Origin of the sequence: Streptomyces sp. NBC_00388, from assembly GCF_036061255.1 — a bacterium.
Classification (GTDB): Bacteria; Actinomycetota; Actinomycetes; order Streptomycetales; family Streptomycetaceae; genus Streptomyces.
The window spans coordinates 3,263,517-3,285,043 of sequence record NZ_CP107948.1; the positions used below are offsets into that span (position 1 = coordinate 3,263,517).

A 21,527-nucleotide genomic window follows, 5' to 3' on the forward strand; every position below is an offset into this window, starting at 1 on the left:
GATCGTCCGGCGATTGCCGGCCGGTCTAAGGTGAGCGGCCTGCGGAACGTCCGTCCGGCAGCGCTCGGGGGAGCAGCCGGACGGACTTCAGCATCACAGACCTTCACGAACAGGGGAGTTGACGACCATGACCGCAGAGCCGAAGAGCGAAACCGCTGTCGACCCGGACAACGCGCACATCACGGACAAGCCTACGGTGGCGAAGCCCGCAAACGCGCACATCACCGACAAGCCGACCGCGATATCGCCGGCCAACGCGCACATCACCGACAAGCCCGTGTGATCTGAGACCTTCACGACGGGGCACGGGGGAACCGGGGGAAAACAGTGGCCGTGGTGGCCCGGAGGGGGAGCCACCACGGCCGCTGCCGCATGTCCGCACCCACCCGTAAGGAAAGAGCTGCCATGACACTGACGAAGAAGCTGTTCGCCACCGCCGCCCTGGTCGTCGCCGCCGCTGCGGCGTCCGCCGCGCCGGCCCTGGCCGACGTCCACGCGACGGCCACCGGCGCCGCGAGCCTCCATGCCGACACCACTGTGGGCCCGGACAACGGTCACATCACCGCCGCCCCGGCGGAGTACCGGGCGAGGTGACGGTCAGCGGGGCGGCGGAGCCGTCCTGCCCGGGGGGCGCGGCACGCGAGGCCGGGCCCCCTGCCCCGGCCCCCGCAGCGCCCCCTTGACCACCTTCCCGCTCGCGTTCCGCGGCAGCTCCGGTACGAACTCCACCTCGCGCGGGACCTTGTAGTTGGCCATCTCGCGGCGTGACCACGCGATCAGCTCGTCCGCCGTCAGCGTCGCACCCGGCCGCCGTACCGCATACGCCCTGCCGACCTCGCCCAGGCGGCCGTCCGGCACACCGACGACCGCCACATCCGCGACATCCGGGTGCAGGCCGAGCAGTTGCTCTATCTCCGCCGGGTACGCGTTGAAGCCGCCGACGATGAACATGTCCTTGATCCGGTCGGTGATCCGCAGATTGCCCGCCGCGTCCAGGACGCCCACGTCACCGGTGCGCAGCCACCCGTCCGGGGTGAACGCCTCGGCCGTCGCCTCCGGGGCCTCGAAGTACTCACGCATGACGTTGAAGCCGCGTACCAGCACCTCCCCCGGCTCGCCGGGCGCCGCCGACACCCGTACCTCGGTGTCCGGGATCGCACGGCCCGACGTGGAGGCGATGACCCCGGCGTCGTCGCCCCTGCGGCACATCGTGACGATGCCGCTCGCCTCGGAGAGGCCGTACGCCGTGATCACCGTCGCGATGCGCAGCTCCGAGCGCAGCCGCTCGACCAGCCGGAGCGGGACGACCGCGGCACCCGTCACCACCAGCCGCAACGCGCTGAGGTCGTGCTGGTCCCTGGCCGGGTGGTCGAGGAGCGACTGGTGGAGGGTGGGCGGCCCCGGCAGCACCGAGATGCGTTCGGCGGCCACGTTGGCGAGCACGGTGTCCACGTTGAAGACCGGCTGCGGCACCATCGTGGCGCCCCGCATCAGACAGGCGATGATGCCCGCCTTGTAGCCGAAGGTGTGGAAGAAGGGGTTCACGATCAAGTAGCGGTCGCCCTCCCGCAGCCCGGCCAGCTCGCACCAGATGCCGTAGCAGCGCAGGGTCTGCGCATGGGTGATGACCGCGCCCTTGGGGCGGCCCGTCGTGCCCGAGGTGAAGATGATGTCCGATGGCGAGGAGCCGTCGACCGCGTCCGCGCGCGCCCGCACCGCCGCCCCGGTGATGTGCTCGCCGCCCGCGAGGAACTCCTTCCAGCTGCGGAAGGACTCCGGGGCGTCGTCCGACAGGACCACCACCTGCTCCAGCTGCGGAAGCGCGGGGAGCGGACCGGATCCGCTCCCCGCGGCGGTCGCGCGTCGCAGCGACGCCACGTACGAGGTGCCGAGGAAGGTTCCGGTCACGAAGAGCAGCCTGGCGCGGCTGCGTTCCAGCACGTACGCGGCTTCGGCGCCCTTGAAGCGGGTGTTCAGCGGCACCAGGACCGCGCCCGCCGTCACCGCGCCCAGGGCGGAGACGATCCAGTCGGTGGTGTTCGGTGCCCAGACCGCGACCCGGTCTCCGGCCTGCACCCCGGAGGCGATGCAGGCGGCGGCGGCCCGCTCGACCCGTTCGCCCAACTCCGCGTAGGAGATACGGGTACGGCCGTCGACGACCGCCTCCCGCGCGCCGTACCGTTCGGCAGCGGACCGTACCAGCGCCGGAACACTGCCCCACTCCACGTCCCCGCGCATCGTATGCCTCCCAGACCAGTTAGCTGACTATCCGTCAGATTAGCTGTAGCCTTCCCCGCTGTCAGCAGTCATGACGTCCCCGGAGGTGGCGATGGCAGTGGCGACGCTCAAAGACGCAACGGCGATAGTCGGGATCGGCCAGACCGCATTCGCCAGGCAACTCCCCGAATCCGAGAAGACGCTGGCCTGCCGGGCGATCCTCGCCGCGCTCGACGACGCCGGCATCGCGCCGTCCGAGGTGGACGCGTTCTCCTCGTACACGATGGAGGAGACCGACGAGGTCGAGGTCGCCAAGGCCATCGGCGCCGGGGACGTGACCTTCTTCGCGAAGACCGGCTACGGCGGCGGGGGTTCCTGCGCGACCGTCGCCCACCTCGCGTCCGCCGTGGCGACCGGACAGGCCACCGTCGGGGTCGCCTGGCGCTCGCGCAAGCGCGGCAGCGGCCCGCGCCCCTGGAAGAACACGGCCGTCCAGCTCCCGACCCCGGCCCAGTGGACCCGCCCCTTCGGCCTGCTGAGGCCCGCCGACGAGATCGGCATGCTCGCCCGCCGGTACATGCACGAGTACGGCGCCACCCGCGACCACCTCTTCAACGTCGCCCTCGCCTGCCGCAACCGCGCCAACCAGAACCCGGCCGCGATCATGTACGAGCGCCCGCTGACCCGGGACATGTATATGACCTCGCGGTGGATCAGCGACCCGCTCTGCCTCTTCGACAACTGCCTGGAGACCGACGGGGCGCTGGCCTGCGTCGTCGTCTCCGCCGACCGCGCCCGGGACTGCCGCCGCAAGCCCGTGTACGTCCACGCCGCCGCCCAGGGCCTGCCCGCCCAGCACCACGGCATGGTCAACTACTGGAACGACGACCCGCTGACCGGCCCCGCCTGGACCGCCGCCCGGCACCTCTGGAAGCACGCGGACTTCGGCCCCGACGACGTCGACGTGGCGCAGATCTACGACGCCTTCACCCCGCTCGTCCCGCTCTCTCTTGAGGGGTACGGCTTCTGCGGGCGCGGCGAGGGCGCGGCCTTCACCGAGGGCGGTGCGCTGGAGATCGGCGGCAGGCTGCCGGTCAACACCGGCGGCGGCGGGCTCAGCGAGGCGTACGTGCACGGCTTCAACCTGATCACCGAAGGGGTCAAACAGCTGCGCGGCAGCTCCACCGCCCAGGTGCCCGACGCCGGCACCTGCCTCGTCACGGCAGGCGAGGGCGTCCCCACATCCGCGATTCTGCTGAGGAGTTGAGACCAGATGCTCCAGCCGGTCACCGATGACGACGGCGCGCCCTTCTGGGAGTACGCCGCCAGGCACGAACTCCGCGTCCAGTCCTGCACCGCCTGCTCCCGGCTGCGCTTCCCGCCGCGCCCCTGCTGCCCCCGGTGCCAGTCCTTCGACAGCGAGTGGCGGCGGATGTCCGGGCGGGGGCGCATCTGGTCGTTCGTCTTCCCCCACCCGCCCCTGCTGCCGGACTACGCGGCCCAGGCCCCGTACAACGCGGTCGTGGTGGAGCTGGCGGACGCCCCGCACATCCGTCTGGTGGGCAATGTGGTCGCGGAGCCGGACGCCCCGCTGAACTCGGTGGCCCAGGAGCGGCTGCGCATCGGCGCCCGGGTGCAGGTCGCCTTCACCGAGTCCGGCGGGACGACCGTGCCGCGCTGGCTGCTGGAGCGGCCGTGAGCCTGCGCGTCGAACGGAACCGGCGCACGGGCGTCGCGGTCGTCACCCTCGACCGTCCCGAGCGGCTCAACGCGGTCGATCTGGCGACCGCGGGTGAACTCGGCGCTGTCTGGCGGGACTTCCGCTTCGACACCTCGGTCCGCGCGGTCGTCGTCACCGGAGCGGGGACGCGCGCCTTCTGCACCGGCATCGACCGCTCTGCGGAGGTGCCGCAGCCACCGTCCCCGTACTCCGTCGACGATCCGCTCATCGCGATCGGCCCCAAGGCCAACGACCTCTGGAAGCCGGTGGTCGCGGCGGTGCGCGGGATGGCCTGCGGCGGCGCGTTCTACCTGCTGGGCGAGGCGGAGTTCGTGATCGCGGCCGATGACGCGACCTTCTTCGACCCGCACACGACGTACGGCATGGTCAGCGCCTACGAGACCATCTACCTGGCCCAGCGGATGCCGTTCGGCGAGGTCGCCCGGATGGCGCTGATGGGGACGGCCGAGCGGGTCTCGGCCCGGCGGGCGTACGAGACCGGGCTGGTCAGCGAGGTGACACCCGCGGGCGATGAGCTGGCTGCCGCGGTCGGCTGCGCCGAGACGATCGCCTCGTATCCGACGGAGGCCGTGCAGGGGACGGTGCGGGCGGTGTGGGCCGCGAAGGAAGGGGCCCGCGCGCAGGCACTGGCGCAGGCCCCCCATCTGGTGGCACTCGGCAATCTGCCGCCGGACCGGCAGTCGGCGCTGTTCGGTGCCAGGAAGGGCGGTTTCCGGGTGCGATAGCGGAGCCGGAGGCCGCCGGAATCAGTAGGCGTACGTCACCGAGTCGATGCGGCACTTGGTGACCGAGACCGCCTCCGAAGGGACCGACATCGGCACCCTTGCCGTCACACTGGCATTGCCGGTCACCTGCACGACCGCGTCGCCCGTGTCGGTGACGGAGCCGTCCGCGTCCAGGAAGCTCATACGGACGCGGTAGCTGTGCCGCCCGCTCGGCGCCGTGGCCGACACCCGTACGGTCGCCACCGGGTCGCCCTTCTTCGCACAGCGCACCACGGTGCCGGTGGCCGTGGGGTCGGGCGTACGGCTTCTGGTGCCACCGGTGGATCCCGTGGTGGAACGGCTGGAGGAACCCGTCGTCGAACCCGTGGTGTACCCGCTCGACGAGCCGTAGCTGTCGTCGTCGTAGTCGTGGTGCGTGGTGGACCTGCTGTGACTCTTGCTGCTGGAGCAGCCGCCGCCGGAACTGTGGCTGTGGCTGCTGTGGCGCGAGAAGCCCGTCAGCGCGAGGACCACCCCCACCAGGACGGCACCGAATCGCAAACGTCGCATGATCATGTCATCTCCCCCGTTCGGCGGACACGTTAACAGCAGGCGCCGCGCTGTGGTGGCAGCTGTCGTGACCCCGGCGTAGCGTCGGAGTGGAGATCTGTCGGAGGAGACCGATGATGATGCGCAATGTCCTTGGCTCCCTCGTCGCTCTCGTCGGAGCGGCGGCCGCCGTATACAGCCCCTTCCGTAACTGGTACGACGGCCGCCACGGCACCGAGTACCGCATCCAGGACCTGTTCAACGGCGTCACGACGGGCAGGCCCGGCGACGCGGGAGGCTCCATCCTGATCCCGTTCGCCTTCTCGGCACTCCTCGTCGTGATCGGCATCCTGCTCCGCTCCCGCCTGCTGGTCACGGTGGCGGGCCTGATCACCCTCGCCTTCACCGTGCTGTGGATGGTCCGCGTCGGCATCGCCGAGCACAGCCTCGCGATCAGCTCCGGAGGTCGCGGGCTGGGCCTCGGTGTCGGGGACGCGCTGGTGGGCGGGGTGCTGATGCTGCTGGGAGCGGGACTGATGGCCGGGCGGCGGGTGCGGGCGGCTGCGCCGGAGGCCGGGACCGCGCCGGGGGGTACGGGCGCCTACGCCGCCGCGCCGCCGTACGAGCCGGGCCCCGCCCCCCGCCACGCGCCTCATGACGTGGCGGCGCACGACGCGCCCGCGCCCCACGATGCCGCCGGGTCCGGAGCGGGAGCGCCGCCGCCGGCCCGGCCGTACGAACCGGGGGCCGAACACGACACGCTGTCGTTCTCATCGGCCGACCTGCCCGCGGAGCTGACGGACCCCGAGGAACCGGGCGGGACGGCGGGCGGGGCCACCCGGGCACGTCCGCCCGGCGAGTGACCGCGGCGGGTGACCCCCGGCGAGTGACCTGCGACGGCTGATCCGCCGGACAGGCCCTAAGGGCTGTCCCGTAATCCCTGGTGGATCAGCGCGGGGCGTCAGATGCGGTGCATCGCAAGGCGGAGGGGGCGCTCGCATACTGGATGTATTCGGGCGTTCCGACAACGCGGCGAGGCGCCGTAGCTGTCGTCGTGCGCCCGCCGGGGATTACGGGACAGCCCTCAGGTCCGGCCCGTCCCCGTTCCCTTGGCCGCGTCCAGCGCGTAGACACAGCGGTCCTTGCTGCACGCGTACACCACACCGCCGCGGACCACCGGGGACCCGGTGATCTCGCCGCCCGTGGCCAGCTTCCAGCGGAGCTGTCCGCCGACCGCGTCCAGGGTGTACAGGCAGTGGTCGGCCGAGCCGAAGTGGATCCGGCCGTCCGCCACCACCGGCGCGCCGACCACCTCGCCGCCCGCCGCGAACCGCCACTTGGGGGTGCCGGTCACCGCGTCCAGCGTGTAGAGCGCGCTTCCGCTGCCCACATGGACGTTGCCCTGCGCGATCAGCAGCGGATGGAGGGACTGCCGGGACTCCGTGGCGATCCGCCAGCGGTCCTTGCCGGTCGTGGCGTCGATGGCGTACACCGTGCCGAGGTAGTCGGCGAGATAGACGCCGCCTCCGGCCACCGCGGGCCCGGGGGCGAAGGCCGGGGCGGAGAGGAAGACCGCCGGGGCCTCGAAGTGCCAGCGGACCAGGCCGGACGAGCGGTCGACCGACAGGACGCGCGTTCCGGCCGCGATGTACACACAGCCGTCGTCGGCGGACGTCACCCGGACGGGTACTCCCCCGCACGCGGCGGCGTCCCCCACCGGGTAGGACCAGCGCTCGGCGCCGGTGCGGGGGTCGAGCGCCAGGAGGCGTCCGTCCTTCCAGACGTACACCGTGTCCCCGTGGATCGCGGGCCCGGACTCCGGTGTCTCGAAGTCCGTCTGGGCACCGCTCAGCTCCCACAGCTTCTCGCCGCTGGCCGCCTCCCACGCCTGGACGCCGCCGCCCCGCGTGCCCGTGACGACCGTGCCGCGCTCGGCCCGGAGCGAGTAGACCCAGGCGTCGGTCGAGAGGCGCCACCGGTCGGTGCCGTCGGTGCCGTCCAGCGCGTACAGCGTCGGCCCGTCGGACGCGTGGATCCGGCCGCCCGAGACGTCCATCGCCCACGCCACGTCCTTGGTCTTGAACTGGCGCCGGCCGCTGCCCACGTCGAGGGCGTGCACCTCGAAGGAGGTGACGTACAGCAAGTCGCCGTCGACGGCCGGGGTCCCCCAGACGTCGTTCGACATACGGAAGCGCCAGGGCCGCCAGCGGGTGGCCTCCTCGGGGGCCCGGGGCGCGGGCGGTGCCGCCGTGGCGGGCGGCGCCTCGGCGCTGTGCCGGCCCGTCGGGGGGCGCACCCAGCCGGTCGCGGGCCCGGCGGGCGCGGCGGCATGGGCGCGGGCCTCGGAGACGCGTGGTCCGGGGCCGATCGGCACCTGGGCACCGGGCAGTCGTACGGACCCTTCTCGCCAGTCGGTCCGGTGCGGCTGTTGCGGCTGTGGCTGCCGGCCCACGGCTGACTGCTGCGGCTGCGGCTGCGGCTGCGGCCGGGGCTGCTGGGGCGGCTGCGGCGGTTCGTACGCGGGTCTCGGCGGCGGCGAGGGGTTCGCGGGCCTCGGCACCGCGGGCGGACGGCCGCCGCGCCGGGTCTCGATCATCGCGGTGGCGCGGGCCGGCAGCCAGGCGGACGCGGTGCCGCTGTCGTCCCCGCCCGACGCGAAGAGGTGGGGCGCCAGCTGCGCCTGCAGATCCTCCGGGCTGGGCCGCCGCGTGAACTCCTGCTGCATGCACGCCTCGATCAGCGGGCGCAGTTCATCGGGCAGGCCCGTCAGATTGGGGCCCTCGCGGAGCAGCATGAAGACCGTCTCGACCGGGTTCGCCCCGTGGAAGGGCGCATGGCCGGTGGCCGCGAACACCAGCGTCGAGCCGAGCGAGAACACGTCGCTCGCGCCCTTCACGTTCCGGGAGTCCTTGGCCTGTTCGGGTGACATGTAAGCGGGGGTGCCCACCGCGACGTTCGTCATGGTCAGGCGGGTGTTGGAGACGCCGGACGCGATACCGAAGTCGATGACGCGCGGCCCGTCCTCGACCACCAGCACATTGGACGGCTTGAGGTCCCGGTGGACCAGCCCCGCCCCGTGGATCGACTGGAGAGCCTCGGCGATCCCGGCGGCCAGCCAGCGCACCGCCTGGGCCGGCATCGGCCCGCACTCATTCACTATTTCTTCGAGAGAGGGTGCGGGGACATACGCGGTGGCCAGCCAGGGCACGGCGGCCCGTGCGTCGGCATCGACCACGGCGGCCGTGTAGAAGCCGCTGACGGCGCGGGCGGCCTCGACCTCGCGGGAGAAGCGGACACGGAACAGCTGGTCCTCGGCGAGCTCGGTCCGCACGGTCTTGATCGCCACGCGTCTGCCCGACGCCGAGCGGGCGAGATAGACCAGCCCCATACCGCCTGCCCCGAGCCGCCCGAGCACCTCGAACGGGCCGATCCGCCTCGGATCGTGCTGCGTCAGCTGCTCCACCACGCGCCTCCCACCTCCCCGTACGGGCCCCGGGGAAGGGGGACCGCGACATACAGCTGCGTTCAGCGTCTCACCACTGGGCACCACCCGGCGGTGCGCACCCCGATTGTTCCTGGCTGACGTGCTCGTTGCGAACCCGGGGGCGGATCGGGGTGTCTCACCGCGATCCGGACATGGCGCCCCACAGCGCCGCCCGTGGGCCGGAGGGGCGGCCCCGCCGCTTGTACGGTGAAGCCTCGCCAGAAGTGACGCCCGTCACATTCGATGACGGAAGTTGTCCACGGAAGTTATCCACAGCCTGTTGATAACAATATGACTTCCCCGCCCGCACACCGCCCCCTTACCAGCCCGAACCCCATTTGCAGTCAGCCGAATCGCGCTCCGATCACCCCTCGGTAAGCTGACGGCATGACAGGACAAGTACGCACCGTCGACGGCCGCGTGGCCGGTCGACGAGGTCAGGCGACGCGGCAGAAGCTGCTCGACTGCCTCAGCGAGATGCTCAGCTCCTCGCCGTACCGGGACGTCAAGGTCATCGACGTGGCCCGGAAGGCGGGGACTTCGCCCGCGACCTTCTACCAGTACTTCCCCGACGTCGAGGGCGCCGTCCTCGAAATCGCCGAGGAAATGGCCAAGGAGGGGGCGGGGCTCACCCAGTTGGTCTCCGGCCGCTCCTGGACCGGAAAAGCCGGGTGGCAGACGGCCGAAGAACTCGTCGAGGGATTCCTCGACTTCTGGCGCCGCCACGACGCGATCCTCCGCGTGGTCGACCTCGGCGCGGCCGAGGGTGACAAGCGGTTCTACAAGATCCGCATGAAGATCCTGAACTCCGTCACCAACTCCCTGACCGAAGCGGTCAAGGAGCTCCAGGCCAAGGGCCGGGTCGACAAGGACGTCAGCCCCGCCGCGATGGCAGGCTCCCTGGTCGCCATGCTCGCCGCTGTCGCCGCCCACCAGAAGGGCTTCCAGACCTGGGGCGTGAAACAGGCGGAACTCCGCCCGAACCTGGCGCTCTTGGTCCACCTGGGCATCACCGGCAAGAAGCCGACAAAGTAACCACGGGGCGCCACCACGTCCTTCGTCCTGTCGCGCAGACGGCGGACCACCGAGGTGGTCCGCCGTCCGTGTACCCACAGCACGGGGCACGGCGGAGCACGGAGCACAACAGCACCACCCCGTACGGCAGCACAGCGTCACACCGGCCCGCCGGCATGCCGGCCCGCCTCAGCGGCGCTCCAGCCGGAACAGCCGGATCTCCCGGTCCACCCTGGCCTGGTACGCGGCGTACGGCGGCCAGAAGGCCAGCGCCGCGGCCCACACGGCCGCCCGCTCCGCACCCTCCAGGAGGCGCGCCCTGACCTGGATGTCCTGCCCCTTCCAGCTCACCTCGGCATCCGGGTGCGCCAGCAGGTTCGCCGTCCACGCGGGATGACCGGGCCGCCCGAAGTTCGACCCGACGAGGATCCACGTACGCGGCCACGGCCGCTCCTCCCCGCCGTCCCCCGCCTCCCCCTTCGCGGGGTTCTCGGGCATGCACGCCAATGGCGTAACCCGCGGCACACCGCTTCTCGCCCCCCGTGCCGTGAGGATCACCCCGGGCAGCATCTGCGCGCTGAGCAGCACTCTGCCCCTGGTCAGCCGGTGCACCGTGCGGTCCATCGCCGGGACCAGATGCGGCGCGATCCTGGCGAACGTGCGGGTGGACGAGACCTTCTGCACAAGTCGGGTTCCCGGCAGCATCAGACCGCCACCGCGGCCCGGCCGGTGAAGAGCCCGGCACACTCAGCCGCGTGTGCGCGCAGACCGTGGACCGGCCCGAACAGCAGCTCGTCCGATGACGCCCGCTTGAAGTACAGCTGGATGTCGTGCTCCCAGGTGAAGCCGGTCCCGCCGTGCAGCTGGACCGCGTCGGACGCCGCACTCCGCAGCGCTTCGAGCCCCTGCGCCAGCGCGAGTCCGCCTGCCGCCGGGTCCCAGGCCGCGTAGTAGGCAGCGGATCTGGCCGCCTGCACCTGCACATAGAGCCCGGCCAGCCGGTGCTTCACCGCCTGGAACGAACCGATGGGCCGCCCGAACTGTTCACGCTGCCGCACATGTTCGACCGTGCGCTCCAGCGCCCGGTCCGCCGCCCCGACGGCTTCGGCAGCCAGTACGGCGGCTGCCGCGCACCCGGCACGGGACAGCGCCCCCAGCACATCCGCCTCATCGCTCGCGCCGAGCAACTCGGCCTCCGCGTCACGCAGTTCGATGCGGGCCTGCGGCCGGGTCGCGTCCAGTGCGGTCTGCCGCACGCGGGAGATCCCGGCCCCGTCGGCCCGTACGAGGAAGAGCAGGGTGCGGCTGCGCGCGAAGCCTCCGGTGTGCGCGGCGACCAGCAGCACCCCGGCGCTGTGGCCGTCGAGCACCTGATCGGCCTGCCCGTACAGCCGCCAGCCCGCACCGGAGGGCCGCGCCTGGACACCGCCGGCCCGGCCGCCGCCCGCCCAGTCGCCCGCGTTGTCGCCGAGCAGACCGAGCGCGGGGCCGAGAGGCGCCGCCAGCGTGGCGGTCAGCTCCCCGCCCGCGAGGGCCGGGAGCAGCCGTGCGCGCTGGGCCTCCGTACCGAGTGCGGTGATCAGCGGCGCGGCCAGCGCGGCGGTCGCGAACAGCGGGGACGGCAGCAGCGCCCGCCCCGCTTCCTCGGAGACGAGCACCAGCTCAGCGGGTCCGCACCCCACGCCCCCGTACTCCGCCGGGATGGCGAGGCCGGGCAGCCCGAGCTGTCCGGCGAGAGTGCGCCAGAGCTCATGGTCGTACCCGGCCGGGGTGGCCACCGCGGCCCTCACCCTCTCCGGGCCGCAGCGTTTGGTCAGCAGTGCGCGCAGGGTACGGCGGATCTCGTCCTGCTCCGGGGTGAAGGCGGCATCCATGGGCGGGCCCCTCTCCTGATCTGACGGCGCGTCATAGTAGAGCGCGTCGACCCAGATGCACAGAGGCGACGCGGTGCGGAGCCGGGAGGCCGTCACCGCGCGGCACGACCCCCCACCACACTCCGGACCACCACCGGCACCTTGCCCCGCAGCGGATCTGATGTACCGTCAGATTCATGTCCTCTGTCATATCCGCCCGGCGGCGGGTCGCCGTCGCCGGTGTCGCCCTGTCGGACTGCGACGCGGTGGACGACGCCACCGCGTACGCCCTGCATGCCCAGGCCGCGCGCCGCGCGCTCGCCGACTCCGGCCTCGGCCGCGAGGTGATCGACGGCTTCGGCTCGGCGGGGCTCGGCACCCTGGCCCCTGCGGAGGTCGCCGAGTACCTGGGGCTGCGGCCCACCTGGATCGACTCCACCTCCGTCGGCGGCTCCACCTGGGAGGTCATGGCCGCGCACGCCGCGGACGCCATCGCCGCTGGCCACGCCAACGCGGTGCTGCTGGTCTACGGCTCCACCGCCCGCGCGGACATCAGGGCGAGGCGCCGTACGTCGAACCTCTCCTTCGGCGCGCGCGGCCCCCTCCAGTTCGAAGTCCCTTACGGGCACTCGCTCATCGCCAAGTACGCCATGGCCGCCCGCCGTCACATGCACGAGTACGGCACCACGCTGGAGCAGCTCGCGTCGGTGGCCGTACAGGCCCGTGCGAACGCGGCCCACAACCCGGACGCCCTGTACCGCACCCCGATCACCGTGGACGAGGTGCTGTCAGGCCCGATGATCGCCGACCCGTTCACCAAGCTGCACTGCTGCATCCGGAGCGACGGCGGCTGCGCGGTGCTGCTGGTGGCAGAGGAGTACGTGGCGGACTGTGCGAAGGCGCCCGTGTGGGTGCTGGGCGCCGGGGAGCACGTCTCGCACACCACGATGTCGGAGTGGGACGACTTCACGGTCTCCCCCGCGGCGGTCAGCGGGCGGCTGGCCTTCGAGCGGGCCGGGGTCGGCCCGGCGGAGATCGACCTCGCGGAGGTCTACGACGCCTTCACCTACATGACGCTGGTGACCCTGGAGGATCTCGGCTTCTGCGCGAAGGGCGAGGGCGGCGCCTTCGTCGGGGAGGGGCGGCTACTGCGGGACGGTGACCTGCCGGTGAACACCGACGGCGGCGGCCTCTCGGCCTGCCATCCGGGAATGCGCGGGCTGTTCCTGCTCGTGGAGGCCGTACGGCAACTGCGCGGTGAGGCGGGTCCCGGCCGCCAGGTGCACAAGGCGGGCGGCCGGCTGCCGGAGCTGGCGGTCGCGTCGGGGACCGGCGGCTGGTTCTGCTCGTCGGGCACGGTGGTACTGGGGCGGGGCTGACCGCCGTCGCGGCGATGCGGCCTCTGCACGAAATCCGCCCCGCGGCGCAAGGGGAAGCAAAGGGGCACCGTCAGGAGCCGCTCAAGGTGCGGGTCTCGCGCCGCCGTTGACGGTTCAGAAACCGCCGTTGCGCAGGGCGGCGGTCAGGACGTTGCCGCCGACACCCCAGCCCCCGGCTGCGTCCTCGCACCAGGCCCCCGTTGGCCCGCAGAACCTGGCCGTTCACCCAGCGCCCCGCCGGGCTCGCGAGGAAGACGACCACCTGGGCGATGTCCTCCGGGGTGCTCAACCGGGCTCGTCCGCCACGTCCGCCTGCGCGCAGACCGCCCGCCCGCCGATGGCGGTGATCTCCGCCACTGTCTCCTCCACGAAGTACACCGCGCTGGGAGCCTTTTGCGCTCGCGGCGTGCACGCATCCGCCCGGCCGACGTGGGATTCCCCCACGGGCACCCGGCGCCGGGTGCCCGGACTGCGCCGCGACGAGGTCGCCCGGCTCGCCGGGGCATCGGGGCATCGGGGCATCGGGGCATCGGGGCATCGGGGCATCGGCGGACTACTACAACGAACTCGAACGAGGCGCCGGTTCCCAGCCCTCCGAGCAGATGATCGAGGTCAACTGCCTCAACCCAAGCAGCGAGGACGGCCGGCAGCGGCTGCTCTGGTTCACCCCCGCAGTCGGCACCGACAGCGCCGGTGTCCTCGACCTGCTCGCCGTCCTCGGCACCCAGGAGAACGCCGGACCCGCACGCTGACAGCGGGTGCGAACCACCACGCCGGAGGCAACCGGGTGACCCGCCCACGCGTCTTCCCCTTCCCGGCCCGCGACGGCATGGGGCGCCCCTGTCCGCCCTCATCACCCCCGGAGAACAGCCTTGGCACACGACGAACGCGACCGTCCCGAGGAACGCGAGGAACACGGGGAAAACGGGGCGCACGAGGAGCACGAAGCACACGAGGAGCACCCCCAGGCGCCGTGGTGGTGGGGCATCGGCCCGGCGGGGGCCGTCCTCCTCGTCGTCGCAGGGATCGCCTGGGCGTTGTGGGCGTTCCTGGGGTCCGGCGGCGCGGGCGGCCCGATGGCCGGTTACCAGGTGAGCAAGATCGTCGCCATCGGGCTCGTGCTCCTTGGCACGGCCCTCCTGGAACGCCTCCGCAGCCGCCGTTCGCGTGCGCACGAGGCACCCGAGGGTCACGAGGCACCCGAGGGTCAGGAAAGCAGTCGCCAAGACCAGGCGCCCGGCCGACGGTAGGTGATCGCGCCGTCACGAGGGGCATGCACATGCCATACGGCCCGGGGCGCAGGGTTCTGCCGTGGTTCACGAGGCCACCGGCGAGATGCCGGACACGCAGTGGCCCGGGGCACAGGGTTCCACCGTCGGGGCCGGGGCCATCCAGGTGTTCTGTCCGGGGAGCCCGTGGACGGGTGAGCGAGGTCTCGGCTGAGCGACCTTGAACGGGCGAGGCCCTTCCGGGTTCGGTGTGGATCGCGACGTCCGCACCGGCCGGAAAGGCCCTCGCGCCTCAGCGTTATGCACCCCTGCCCAAGACCGGCCGCCTGCCCACCGGTGCCACCGGACGGAAGGCGGGACGGGAGAGCGGGCCACGCGGTCCCGCCTCCCGTCCTGCCGGGTCGACGCACGGCGGTCAGGCCGGGAGCCGCTCCACGAAGGCCGCCCAGGCGGTCGGGGCGACCGTGAAGACCGGGCCGTCGGGGACCTTGGAGTCGCGGATGTGGACGGCGCTGGGGTGGGCTGCTATCTCCACGCAGTTGCCGCCCTCATTATTGCTGTAGCTCGACTTGCGCCAGTCGCAGGCGACCTCGATGCAGTTCCCGCCCTCGTTACCGCTGCAGCTGCTCTTGAACCAGGTCAGTTCGCTGTTCATAGCTGATCTGCCGTCCCCTCGATCAGTTCTGCGGACTCCCAGGGCGTGAGCGCCTGGGCCCGAAGCTTTCCGAAACAGTCGATGAGCTGGTCGACGTGCTGCGGTTCGGAGATCAACACACCTCCGCCTTGGCCGTCTTCGTAGGCCCAGTTGCGGCCATCCAGCGTGCTGAGCATGGCGAACGGGCCGTTCAGTCCCGCATGCGCAGTCCTCGCTGTGGGCATCACCTGCACCGTCAGATGGTGCATCGTCTGCATGCACTTCAGTACGTGCAGCATCTGGTTGCGCAACACCGTCTTCCCGCCGATGGGCCGCTGGAGCACCGACTCCTCGATGACGTACGCCACGATCGGCAGCGGGTCCCGGCCGAGCACCGCCTGCCGTTCCAGCCGCGCCTCGATGTGTTTCTCGATCTCCGCCTCGGAGAACTGCGGAACGCGTTCCTCGTACAGCGCCCGGACGTACTCCTCGGTCTGCAACAGCCCCGGGAAGAACATGTTCTCGTACGCACTGACGCTGGACGCGATCTTCTCCAGCCGCACCCACCCCACGAACGTGCGCGGGTACTTCTCGTCCTCCATCAGCGGGATACAGGACGTGAGCGCGCCCCGCGCGTCCAGCGCTCGGTCGGCGTCCTTGAGGAAGCTCGTCGTCGGGATGCGCTCGCCCCGCTCGTACGCCCCTGCCAGGGACTCCGAGATGAGCAGCCGTTCGCCCACGTCCTGTCTCGTCAGGCCGGCCCGGGAGCGGAAGTTCCTGATCAGATCCCCTACGTGTTTGCGTGCCGGGGACGGCTGCTGCACCGTGTTCGCGTCACTCGACTTACTGGTTGCCACAAGATCACCCTGCCTTTCCACATCGTCCCGATGTGCACCACATCCTCTGGTCACGCTACGCAATCATGCCGATGCCTGCAGGCATGACCAGTGAAAATCTCCGTGCCTGGGTACCGGCTTCGGGCCACCAACTCCGTCTCACCGAAGTGCACTTCGACGCCATCCGGGTGCGTGGCGTACGCGGTGAGGCCGTGCTGCACCACCTCGCCACGCTCACGGACGGGGCGGCCGGGTCCCGCCATGCGGGAAGTCGCCGGGGGCCGGTGGACGTACTTCCGGTTTCCGCCGGGGTCCTCGTACGACTTCGACTGGCCGCCGGGGGTCACCTGCTTCGGGCCCGCCGCCCGCGATCAGTACGTCGGGATCCCCGCACCGCACGGCAACACGTATCCGCTGCACTGGCGCTGCGAACCGCCCGTGGAGGGGACGTTCGTCGACCCGGGGCTGTTGCACGCGGTCGTCACGGCGCAGCTCTGCCGGGATCCGGGCTGAGGGCTCTCCCGCAATCCCTGGCGGGCGCACGGCGACAGCACGCAACGGCCCCGCCCGGATATCCCGGACGGGGCGCTGCGCTGCTGCGGGCGTACGGTCAGCCGGTCGTACGGCGCCTCCGCCACCAGACCAGCCCGCCACCGGCGGCCAGGAGCACCACGGCGATCCCGGCGACGGTGAGCACCTGGGTGCCGGTGTCGGCGAGGCCGCCGCCGCCCTGGCCTGCCGGGGTGGACGGGGCCCGGTGTCCGCCCGGCGGGGTGGACGGTGGGACCGGCGCGTGCGAGGCCGGGCTGCTGGGCGTACCGGTGGGCGGGGCGGAGTGGGTCGGCGTCGGGCTCGGCGTGCTGCCGCCGCCTCCGCCGGCGGCCCTGGTCCGCCCGTCACCGCCGAGCAGGGCCAGGCGGTCGTTCTCGGCGCTGTCCGAGATGGCCTGCGCACTGATCTTGGCGGACCTGGGCAGGTAGCGGTGCTGCGTCTGGAACTGGACGCGGCTGACGTTCTGCTTGGGCGCCTTGGAGAAGTCGACGCCGCCCATGACGCAGGTCTTCTGCTGCCCGGCGTACTCGCACGGGTAGCTGTAGTCACCCTTGGTGAACGACGTCACGTAGTCGTCGTACGTCTTCCTCGGCGTCCACGAGGTGTTGGGGCTGCGCAGCGGCCACCGCTTCACGTTGTTGCTGTTGATGATCGCGTGGTATTCCGACGGCACCCTGGCATCCTGCTGGCGTATGTACTCGGCGGCCACGCGTGCGCTGTAGACGCGGCGCAGATCGGCGTACTCCGGTGCGGTGTTGACCTTCCTCTGGATGTCCGGGGTGATCGTCTGCCGGGCCAGGTCGGCGGCGGTCTTCTGCTGCGCCTTCGTCAGGTGGCAGTCACCGTTCGGGCTGGGCGTCCTGAAGTCGATCTCCAGCGTGTTGACCTTCAGCGGGGTGTCGAGGATGTAGAGGCCGTTGTCGTCGGCGCGGACCTTGGCCTGCTGGGGCACGATCCAGTTGCGCAGGGAGGTGCCGCACGGCAGCCCGGCGGCCCGCATGGCGTCCCAGTACTTCTTGCCCAGGCCCTGGCGCGGGTCCAGGTCCCTCGCGTAGTCGTGCTTCATCTGGAGGTCGGCCTGGAGCAGCACCCGCCCGGCGTCGGTCTTCCCGAACGCCGGGTCCATGATCTTGTCGGGCTGGTCCGGGTTGAGGTTGACCCAGAACTTGTCCGGTGTCAGGGCCAGCCAGGCGAAGAAGCTGTCGGAGATGAGCTGTGCCTTGGCCCGGCCGCCCCAGCCGTACTGGGCGGACTCGTCCTGGACCTTGTCGGCGGAGAAGGCGTACGGCATGCCCTCGCCCTTGACGGGCTTGCCGACGTAGGCGAGGTCGAGGGTGGAGAAGTCGACTCCTCCGGGCCCGCGAACACCGGCCCCCCGGGGGCCGCTCGCACCGATGCGCCTGAGCTGGTCGGCCATGTCCTTCGGGGTCGCCGGGGACTGGTCGACCGTGCGGGAGGCTCCACCGGCGGCACGGTTGCTGCCGCCCGCGGCGAAGTTCGGGTCGCTCCTGGTCACGCCCTTGACGGCCTTGTACTGCGGGAGGCTCTCGGTGCGGTGTTCGTAGGCTGTGACGCGGGGCCGGCCGCGGTTGTCCATCCCGGCCTGGTCGCCCAGCCTTCCGAGGTACTTCGTCGTGGCGGAGTCCTTCGACTCGCCGTTGACGTAGGTGACTCGGGCATTGCGGCGCTGGGGGTCCTCGAGAAACGCCTTGTTGGCCGCGTCCTGGCCGGTGTCCCGGCCGGGCCCGGCCTTGAACTCGACGAACTTGTCCTGCTTGTAGTTCACGGCGTCGAACTTGCGGACCAGCGGCTTCATCCTGCCGGTTCTGGGGTCCTTGACCATGACGGTCTTGCCGTTCTTGTCCTTGATCTCGATCTCTTCGTTGCACAGCCAGTCCGGGCCGAGCAGCCCCAGATCCCTGACCGCCTTCTGCTCGAAGGAGGACCCGCGCTGGTTGTTGTTGTTCGGCAGGATCCACGCGTCCGACAGCCACTTCTCGAAGCTGCCGTAACGGGTGTCCTTCCAGGACTTCTTGGCCATGTAGTCGCGGTACTGCGCGTAGACGCGGTCAGGGGTGTTCTTGGCGTACTGCTGGTACGGCTTGAGCCCTCCGAGGAACGCCCGCTGCTCCTGCGGAGTGCCCTTCAGCGTGAGCCCGTCCATGGCCTGACGCGGGGCGTCATAGGTGTAGGAGTCCCAGTCCCTTCTGTCACGGACGTGGATACTCCGGTCCCAGGGCTGGACCGGGTTGGCGGTCCCGTCCCTGATGTCGTACTTCTCGTCGCAGCGCTTGCCCTTGTCCGCGTACGCGGTACCCGACAGCTGTGGCAGGCCGACCACGGCGAGGACGCCGGCGGTGGCCAGGGCGAGCGTGGTGCGCGCGAGAGAGCGGCGGCGGCGCCCTGGATGCCCCGGTGTGCTGGAACTACGGATGTGTTGCGCGGGTATGAGTCGGTTCACTGTGGGTTCTCCGACGGGAGCCCGGACGTGGATGTGCGTGCGGCGCCAAGGGCCCCCGTGACATGTATGGCGCCGCCGAAGGCCCGACCCTAGCCCGCCCCACGCACAGGAGCCGCACAGTTTCCTGGGCGCGTATCCGGTCAACTCCCTTTGCGCACAGGATCGTTACAAGGGGAAGCATGGGCACTCGTAGGCTCTGTGCGCATGGATGCGATCGACACTCCCGAATGGGCCGACAACCCCCGCCTCGGTGCCTGGCTGACCGCACAGCGGGAGGCCTTCCCCGCCTGGTCCGCCGAGCACGGTGGGGGCTGGGACTTCACGGCCGCCTCGCTCGACCGGCTCGAAGAACTCGTCCGCTCCCGGTTCTCCACCTGGCAGGACGCCGACCGCGCGCGGGACACCACGCTGCTGCAGGTGGCGTCCTGGTATCTGGGGGAGGTCCAGATGCGGTACGACGGTGGGGTGCGGTGGCGCTGCGACCCGGACGAGCCCGACCGGCCGCCGGTCGCGGGAGGCTATCCCCTGGTGACGGTTCCCCGCGCGGAGTTGAGCGACGCCGAACAGGAGCTGCTCGCCCGCGAGGAGGAAGAGGACGGCGACCCGACCCCGGTGGTGGACCCCGCCGCCAGGCTCCTCACCCTCTTCACCGACCCTGACCAGCACTTGCGCGACGTGCTCGGCTGGTTCGGCGATTTCAGGGCCTGGCTGCGCGACGCGTGACCGGCCGTGGCGTGCGGCCGGTGCGCCGCGCCCGGCGGTCCAGAATGACTGCCATGGATTCCACTCCCCAGCACCCCACCGCCGAGGACGACGCCGCTTTCACGGACTTCCTGCACACCCTGCGGGTCTGGGACCTGCCGGAGCTGCCGGAGTTCGACCCCGGTACCGCCCCGGCCGCGCCCCTCCCCCTCTTCCGGGGGTGGCTGCGCTCGGCGGCGGAGGCCGGTCAGCCCGAGCCGCACACCATGACGCTGGCCACCGCCGGCGCCGACGGCCGCCCCGACGTGCGGACGCTGATGCTGCACGGCGCGGACGCCCGCGGATGGCACTTCGCCTCGCACTCCGGGAGCGCCAAGGGCCGCCAGCTGGCGGCGCGGCCGGTGGCGGCGCTCGGCTTCTACTGGGCGGCGCAGGCACGGCAGGTCCGGGTGCGCGGGCCGGTGACCGCGGCTCCGGCGGCGGAGAGCCAGGCGGATCTGCACGGCCGCTCGACCGGGGCGCTGGCCGCCGCGCTCACCGGGCGGATGAGCGACGTGCTCGGGTCGGCGGACGAGCTGGAACGGGCATCGGCCGATGCCTGGGAGCGGGCACAGGCGGAACCGGAGGCGCCCGTGCCGAGCTGGACGCGGTACGTACTGGATCCGGTCGAGGTCGAGTTCTTCCAGGGCGACGCGCGGCGCCGCCATGTCCGGCTGCGCTACCGGCGTACGGAGAGCCGCGACTGGGTGCGGGAGCTGCTCTGGCCGTAGCGCGTCATCGCGGCCAGCCGCCGGCGCCGCACCACCCGGCCCGCGAGCCCGAACCCGGCCCCCGCCAGCGCGAGCAGCGTGCCGGCCAGCACGCTGGTGGCGAGGAGCAGGGGCATCGCCGGGTTGTCGATGATCCGGCCCCGGACCGCCTTCACCGGCAGGGTGCCCGCCTGGTCCGTCAGGAAGTGGCGTGAGTCCGTCGCCTCGGCGCGGTTGTCGCCGAGGGTGAACATCCGGCCCGGCGGGACGACGACGTCGTACGCGTCGGACAGGCCCTCGCCGTCGGCGAGGTAGGGCTCGTCCAGCGGTTCGCCGTTGAGCACCAGCTGCTCCCCGTCGAAGACGAGGTGGTCGCCGCCGAGCCCGATGACGCGCTGGAGGGCGTCGGCGCCGTCGTACCTGGCCGGTGTGCGGTAGAGCACCACGTCCCCGTGGTGCAGGCCGCCGCCGTCGTTCTTCTCGATGGCCACCCGGTCACCCTTGGCGTACGCGGGGACCATCGCGTCGCTGGTCACGCTGACCGACTCGTACCCACGGAATCCCCAGAGGGAGGCAACGGCAAGGAGCACTACGCCCAGACCGCCCAATACCCACCCAGTGACCGTCAGTCCACGCCCAGCGCGCATACCGGACCTCCCTCGTCATCATTTCCTGCGTACGGATCTCCCGGATCGTTACCCGGCGGATACGGACTGCGGCCTTCCGGTCACTGCCGGGTGGTCCCGGTGCCGGGGTCCTGGCCGGGGTCCGCTCCGGGGTCCGGGTACGGATCCGTGGCCAGCCGGGCGTGCAGATGCGCGTCACGGTAGGTGCCGGGGCGCTGGGCGCGGTGCATACCGTCCCGCCGGGTGCCCTCGTACGCGTAACCGCAGCGGTCCGCGATCCGGCAGGAGGCGGTGTGGGCCACAGCATGGCCCAGTTCGATGCGGTGGAGGCCCGCCTCCTCGAAGGCCCAGCGGGTGCAGAGCTCCAGCGCGCGGGTGGCGATGCCCCGGCCGCGCGCTTCGGGCAGCACCCAGTAGCCCACGGTCGCCCGGCACATGTGGCGGTTGATGGCGGAGAGCCCGACGCTGCCGACCACCACGCCGTCCTCGGTGATGGCGTACTGCGCGAGGTCCCCGCGCAGCCACCCCGCGTTGCGGTTGCCGATCGCGAGGCGGGCCCCGGCGAGATCGGTGAAGGGGCCCAGCGGGGTGTTCCAGCGCAGGAATTCGGGATCGGTGAATCCGCGCAGCATCGCGTCGGCATCGGCGGCGCCCCAGGGGCGCAGACCCAGTCCGAGCCCGCGCACCTCCGGCTGAGCCTGTATGTCGGTCATGCGGCTATTCAACACGCGGGGGGATCGGGGCGGGACGAGGGGGGACCGCGGGCCGGGTGAGGTGGGCTCAGTGGCTGGTGACGG

General features: G+C 71.7%; 23 protein-coding genes and 1 pseudogene. 13 read left to right on the top strand and 11 right to left on the bottom strand.

Going from position 1 to position 21,527, the window contains the following annotated elements:
* The first annotated feature begins 127 nt into the window (after positions 1-127).
* Both OG917_RS14695 and OG917_RS14700 read left to right on the top strand, forming a co-directional pair.
* A complete protein-coding gene (locus OG917_RS14695) occupies positions 128-283 on the top strand; it encodes a hypothetical protein (RefSeq protein WP_328318050.1) in 156 nt (51 codons plus the stop codon).
* A gap of 122 nt (positions 284-405) precedes the next feature.
* Positions 406-594 (top strand): hypothetical protein, encoded by a 189-nt coding sequence (locus OG917_RS14700; protein WP_328318051.1) that lies wholly within the window; start codon positions 406-408, stop codon positions 592-594.
* A 3-nt stretch (positions 595-597) separates the two neighbouring features.
* Here the strand turns inward: OG917_RS14700 and OG917_RS14705 are convergent, their stop codons facing one another.
* Positions 598-2,238 carry a FadD3 family acyl-CoA ligase gene (locus tag OG917_RS14705; protein WP_328318052.1) on the bottom strand — a complete coding sequence of 547 codons (1,641 nt, stop codon included), beginning with the start codon at positions 2,236-2,238 and terminating at the stop codon, positions 598-600.
* Positions 2,239-2,308: 70 nt separating this feature from the next.
* On the opposite strand from OG917_RS14705, the gene OG917_RS14710 reads away from it, so the two are divergent.
* Genes OG917_RS14710 through OG917_RS14720 form a run of 3 tightly spaced genes read left to right on the top strand, consistent with a single transcriptional unit; the run spans position 2,309 to position 4,683 of the window.
* Positions 2,309-3,484: a lipid-transfer protein gene (locus OG917_RS14710; protein WP_443058958.1), complete on the top strand. Its 1,176-nt coding sequence runs from the start codon at positions 2,309-2,311 to the stop codon at positions 3,482-3,484.
* 6 nt (positions 3,485-3,490) lie between these two features.
* Complete coding sequence (locus OG917_RS14715; RefSeq protein WP_328318053.1) at positions 3,491-3,916, top strand: Zn-ribbon domain-containing OB-fold protein; 426 nt, start codon at positions 3,491-3,493, stop codon at positions 3,914-3,916.
* Entirely contained in the window at positions 3,913-4,683 is a 771-nt protein-coding gene (locus tag OG917_RS14720; RefSeq protein ID WP_328318054.1) for an enoyl-CoA hydratase/isomerase family protein, read from the top strand. The genes OG917_RS14715 and OG917_RS14720 overlap by 4 nt, the downstream gene beginning before the upstream one ends.
* 21 nt (positions 4,684-4,704) lie before the next feature.
* Here OG917_RS14720 and OG917_RS14725 read toward each other — a convergent pair whose 3' ends face one another.
* Entirely contained in the window at positions 4,705-5,232 is a 528-nt protein-coding gene (locus OG917_RS14725) for a hypothetical protein (protein ID WP_328318055.1), read from the bottom strand.
* A gap of 119 nt (positions 5,233-5,351) precedes the next feature.
* On the opposite strand from OG917_RS14725, the gene OG917_RS14730 reads away from it, so the two are divergent.
* Positions 5,352-6,074 (top strand): hypothetical protein, encoded by a 723-nt coding sequence (locus OG917_RS14730; protein ID WP_328318056.1) that lies wholly within the window; start codon positions 5,352-5,354, stop codon positions 6,072-6,074.
* 221 nt (positions 6,075-6,295) lie between these two features.
* Here OG917_RS14730 and OG917_RS14735 read toward each other — a convergent pair whose 3' ends face one another.
* Positions 6,296-8,674, bottom strand: a complete 2,379-nt coding sequence (locus OG917_RS14735) for a serine/threonine-protein kinase (RefSeq protein WP_328321887.1) — start codon at positions 8,672-8,674, stop codon at positions 6,296-6,298.
* 408 nt (positions 8,675-9,082) lie between these two features.
* Here OG917_RS14735 and OG917_RS14740 point away from each other — a divergent pair, with 408 nt between their 5' ends.
* Complete coding sequence (locus tag OG917_RS14740; RefSeq protein ID WP_328318057.1) at positions 9,083-9,730, top strand: TetR family transcriptional regulator; 648 nt, start codon at positions 9,083-9,085, stop codon at positions 9,728-9,730.
* Positions 9,731-9,898: 168 nt separating this feature from the next.
* Here OG917_RS14740 and OG917_RS14745 read toward each other — a convergent pair whose 3' ends face one another.
* Both OG917_RS14745 and OG917_RS14750 read right to left on the bottom strand, forming a co-directional pair.
* Positions 9,899-10,414, bottom strand: coding sequence for a nitroreductase family deazaflavin-dependent oxidoreductase (locus OG917_RS14745; RefSeq protein WP_328318058.1), 516 nt, complete (start codon positions 10,412-10,414; stop codon positions 9,899-9,901).
* A complete protein-coding gene (locus tag OG917_RS14750; protein WP_328318059.1) occupies positions 10,414-11,583 on the bottom strand; it encodes an acyl-CoA dehydrogenase family protein in 1,170 nt (389 codons plus the stop codon). Before OG917_RS14750 ends, OG917_RS14745 begins: the two co-directional genes overlap by 1 nt.
* Positions 11,584-11,759: 176 nt before the next feature.
* Here OG917_RS14750 and OG917_RS14755 point away from each other — a divergent pair, with 176 nt between their 5' ends.
* A complete protein-coding gene (locus tag OG917_RS14755; RefSeq protein ID WP_328318060.1) occupies positions 11,760-12,941 on the top strand; it encodes a thiolase C-terminal domain-containing protein in 1,182 nt (393 codons plus the stop codon).
* 187 nt (positions 12,942-13,128) lie between these two features.
* On the opposite strand, the pseudogene OG917_RS14760 reads toward OG917_RS14755, so the two are convergent.
* A pseudogene (locus OG917_RS14760) lies at positions 13,129-13,233 on the bottom strand (SDR family oxidoreductase); the annotation flags it as partial.
* A 310-nt stretch (positions 13,234-13,543) separates the two neighbouring features.
* Here OG917_RS14760 and OG917_RS14765 point away from each other — a divergent pair.
* Both OG917_RS14765 and OG917_RS14770 read left to right on the top strand, forming a co-directional pair.
* Positions 13,544-13,693 (top strand): hypothetical protein, encoded by a 150-nt coding sequence (locus OG917_RS14765; protein ID WP_328318061.1) that lies wholly within the window; start codon positions 13,544-13,546, stop codon positions 13,691-13,693.
* Positions 13,694-13,813: 120 nt separating this feature from the next.
* Positions 13,814-14,191: a hypothetical protein gene (locus tag OG917_RS14770; protein WP_328318062.1), complete on the top strand. Its 378-nt coding sequence runs from the start codon at positions 13,814-13,816 to the stop codon at positions 14,189-14,191.
* A gap of 394 nt (positions 14,192-14,585) precedes the next feature.
* Here OG917_RS14770 and OG917_RS14775 read toward each other — a convergent pair whose 3' ends face one another.
* Positions 14,586-14,825: a DUF397 domain-containing protein gene (locus OG917_RS14775; RefSeq protein WP_328318063.1), complete on the bottom strand. Its 240-nt coding sequence runs from the start codon at positions 14,823-14,825 to the stop codon at positions 14,586-14,588.
* The gene (locus OG917_RS14780; RefSeq protein WP_328318064.1) at positions 14,822-15,661 is read right to left on the bottom strand and encodes a helix-turn-helix domain-containing protein; all 840 of its coding nucleotides are present in this window, start codon (positions 15,659-15,661) and stop codon (positions 14,822-14,824) included. Before OG917_RS14780 ends, OG917_RS14775 begins: the two co-directional genes overlap by 4 nt.
* 240 nt (positions 15,662-15,901) lie before the next feature.
* On the opposite strand from OG917_RS14780, the gene OG917_RS14785 reads away from it, so the two are divergent.
* Positions 15,902-16,153: a hypothetical protein gene (locus OG917_RS14785; protein ID WP_328318065.1), complete on the top strand. Its 252-nt coding sequence runs from the start codon at positions 15,902-15,904 to the stop codon at positions 16,151-16,153.
* A 97-nt stretch (positions 16,154-16,250) separates the two neighbouring features.
* Here the strand turns inward: OG917_RS14785 and OG917_RS14790 are convergent, their stop codons facing one another.
* Positions 16,251-18,653 (bottom strand): LPXTG cell wall anchor domain-containing protein, encoded by a 2,403-nt coding sequence (locus OG917_RS14790; protein WP_328318066.1) that lies wholly within the window; start codon positions 18,651-18,653, stop codon positions 16,251-16,253.
* Between the two features lie 204 nt (positions 18,654-18,857).
* Between OG917_RS14790 and OG917_RS14795 the strand changes: the two genes are divergently transcribed.
* Positions 18,858-19,376: a hypothetical protein gene (locus OG917_RS14795; RefSeq protein WP_328318067.1), complete on the top strand. Its 519-nt coding sequence runs from the start codon at positions 18,858-18,860 to the stop codon at positions 19,374-19,376.
* Between the two features lie 53 nt (positions 19,377-19,429).
* Positions 19,430-20,125 (top strand): pyridoxine/pyridoxamine 5'-phosphate oxidase, encoded by a 696-nt coding sequence (locus OG917_RS14800; RefSeq protein WP_328318068.1) that lies wholly within the window; start codon positions 19,430-19,432, stop codon positions 20,123-20,125.
* Here the strand turns inward: OG917_RS14800 and lepB are convergent.
* Both lepB and OG917_RS14810 read right to left on the bottom strand, forming a co-directional pair.
* Entirely contained in the window at positions 20,074-20,751 is a 678-nt protein-coding gene (lepB, locus tag OG917_RS14805) for a signal peptidase I (RefSeq protein WP_328318069.1), read from the bottom strand. The genes OG917_RS14800 and lepB overlap by 52 nt on opposite strands.
* Positions 20,752-20,831: 80 nt before the next feature.
* Positions 20,832-21,443 (bottom strand): GNAT family N-acetyltransferase, encoded by a 612-nt coding sequence (locus OG917_RS14810; protein WP_328318070.1) that lies wholly within the window; start codon positions 21,441-21,443, stop codon positions 20,832-20,834.
* Positions 21,444-21,527: the final 84 nt, after the last annotated feature.

Excerpts from the sequence above, each read along its gene's own strand:
- OG917_RS14695 (WP_328318050.1), top strand. The coding sequence starts at position 128 with ATGACCGCAGAGCCGAAGAGCGAAACCGCTGTCGACCCGGACAACGCG.
- OG917_RS14700 (WP_328318051.1), top strand. The coding sequence starts at position 406 with ATGACACTGACGAAGAAGCTGTTCGCCACCGCCGCCCTGGTCGTCGCC.
- OG917_RS14705 (WP_328318052.1), bottom strand. The coding sequence starts at position 2,238 with ATGCGCGGGGACGTGGAGTGGGGCAGTGTTCCGGCGCTGGTACGGTCC.
- OG917_RS14710 (WP_443058958.1), top strand. The coding sequence starts at position 2,309 with ATGACGTCCCCGGAGGTGGCGATGGCAGTGGCGACGCTCAAAGACGCA.
- OG917_RS14715 (WP_328318053.1), top strand. The coding sequence starts at position 3,491 with ATGCTCCAGCCGGTCACCGATGACGACGGCGCGCCCTTCTGGGAGTAC.
- OG917_RS14725 (WP_328318055.1), bottom strand. The coding sequence starts at position 5,232 with ATGCGACGTTTGCGATTCGGTGCCGTCCTGGTGGGGGTGGTCCTCGCG.
- OG917_RS14730 (WP_328318056.1), top strand. The coding sequence starts at position 5,352 with ATGCGCAATGTCCTTGGCTCCCTCGTCGCTCTCGTCGGAGCGGCGGCC.
- OG917_RS14740 (WP_328318057.1), top strand. The coding sequence starts at position 9,083 with ATGACAGGACAAGTACGCACCGTCGACGGCCGCGTGGCCGGTCGACGA.
- OG917_RS14745 (WP_328318058.1), bottom strand. The coding sequence starts at position 10,414 with ATGCTGCCGGGAACCCGACTTGTGCAGAAGGTCTCGTCCACCCGCACG.
- OG917_RS14750 (WP_328318059.1), bottom strand. The coding sequence starts at position 11,583 with ATGGATGCCGCCTTCACCCCGGAGCAGGACGAGATCCGCCGTACCCTG.
- OG917_RS14755 (WP_328318060.1), top strand. The coding sequence starts at position 11,760 with ATGTCCTCTGTCATATCCGCCCGGCGGCGGGTCGCCGTCGCCGGTGTC.
- OG917_RS14765 (WP_328318061.1), top strand. The coding sequence starts at position 13,544 with ATGATCGAGGTCAACTGCCTCAACCCAAGCAGCGAGGACGGCCGGCAG.
- OG917_RS14775 (WP_328318063.1), bottom strand. The coding sequence starts at position 14,825 with ATGAACAGCGAACTGACCTGGTTCAAGAGCAGCTGCAGCGGTAACGAG.
- OG917_RS14785 (WP_328318065.1), top strand. The coding sequence starts at position 15,902 with ATGCGGGAAGTCGCCGGGGGCCGGTGGACGTACTTCCGGTTTCCGCCG.
- OG917_RS14795 (WP_328318067.1), top strand. The coding sequence starts at position 18,858 with ATGGATGCGATCGACACTCCCGAATGGGCCGACAACCCCCGCCTCGGT.
- OG917_RS14800 (WP_328318068.1), top strand. The coding sequence starts at position 19,430 with ATGGATTCCACTCCCCAGCACCCCACCGCCGAGGACGACGCCGCTTTC.
- lepB (WP_328318069.1), bottom strand. The coding sequence starts at position 20,751 with ATGCGCGCTGGGCGTGGACTGACGGTCACTGGGTGGGTATTGGGCGGT.
- OG917_RS14810 (WP_328318070.1), bottom strand. The coding sequence starts at position 21,443 with ATGACCGACATACAGGCTCAGCCGGAGGTGCGCGGGCTCGGACTGGGT.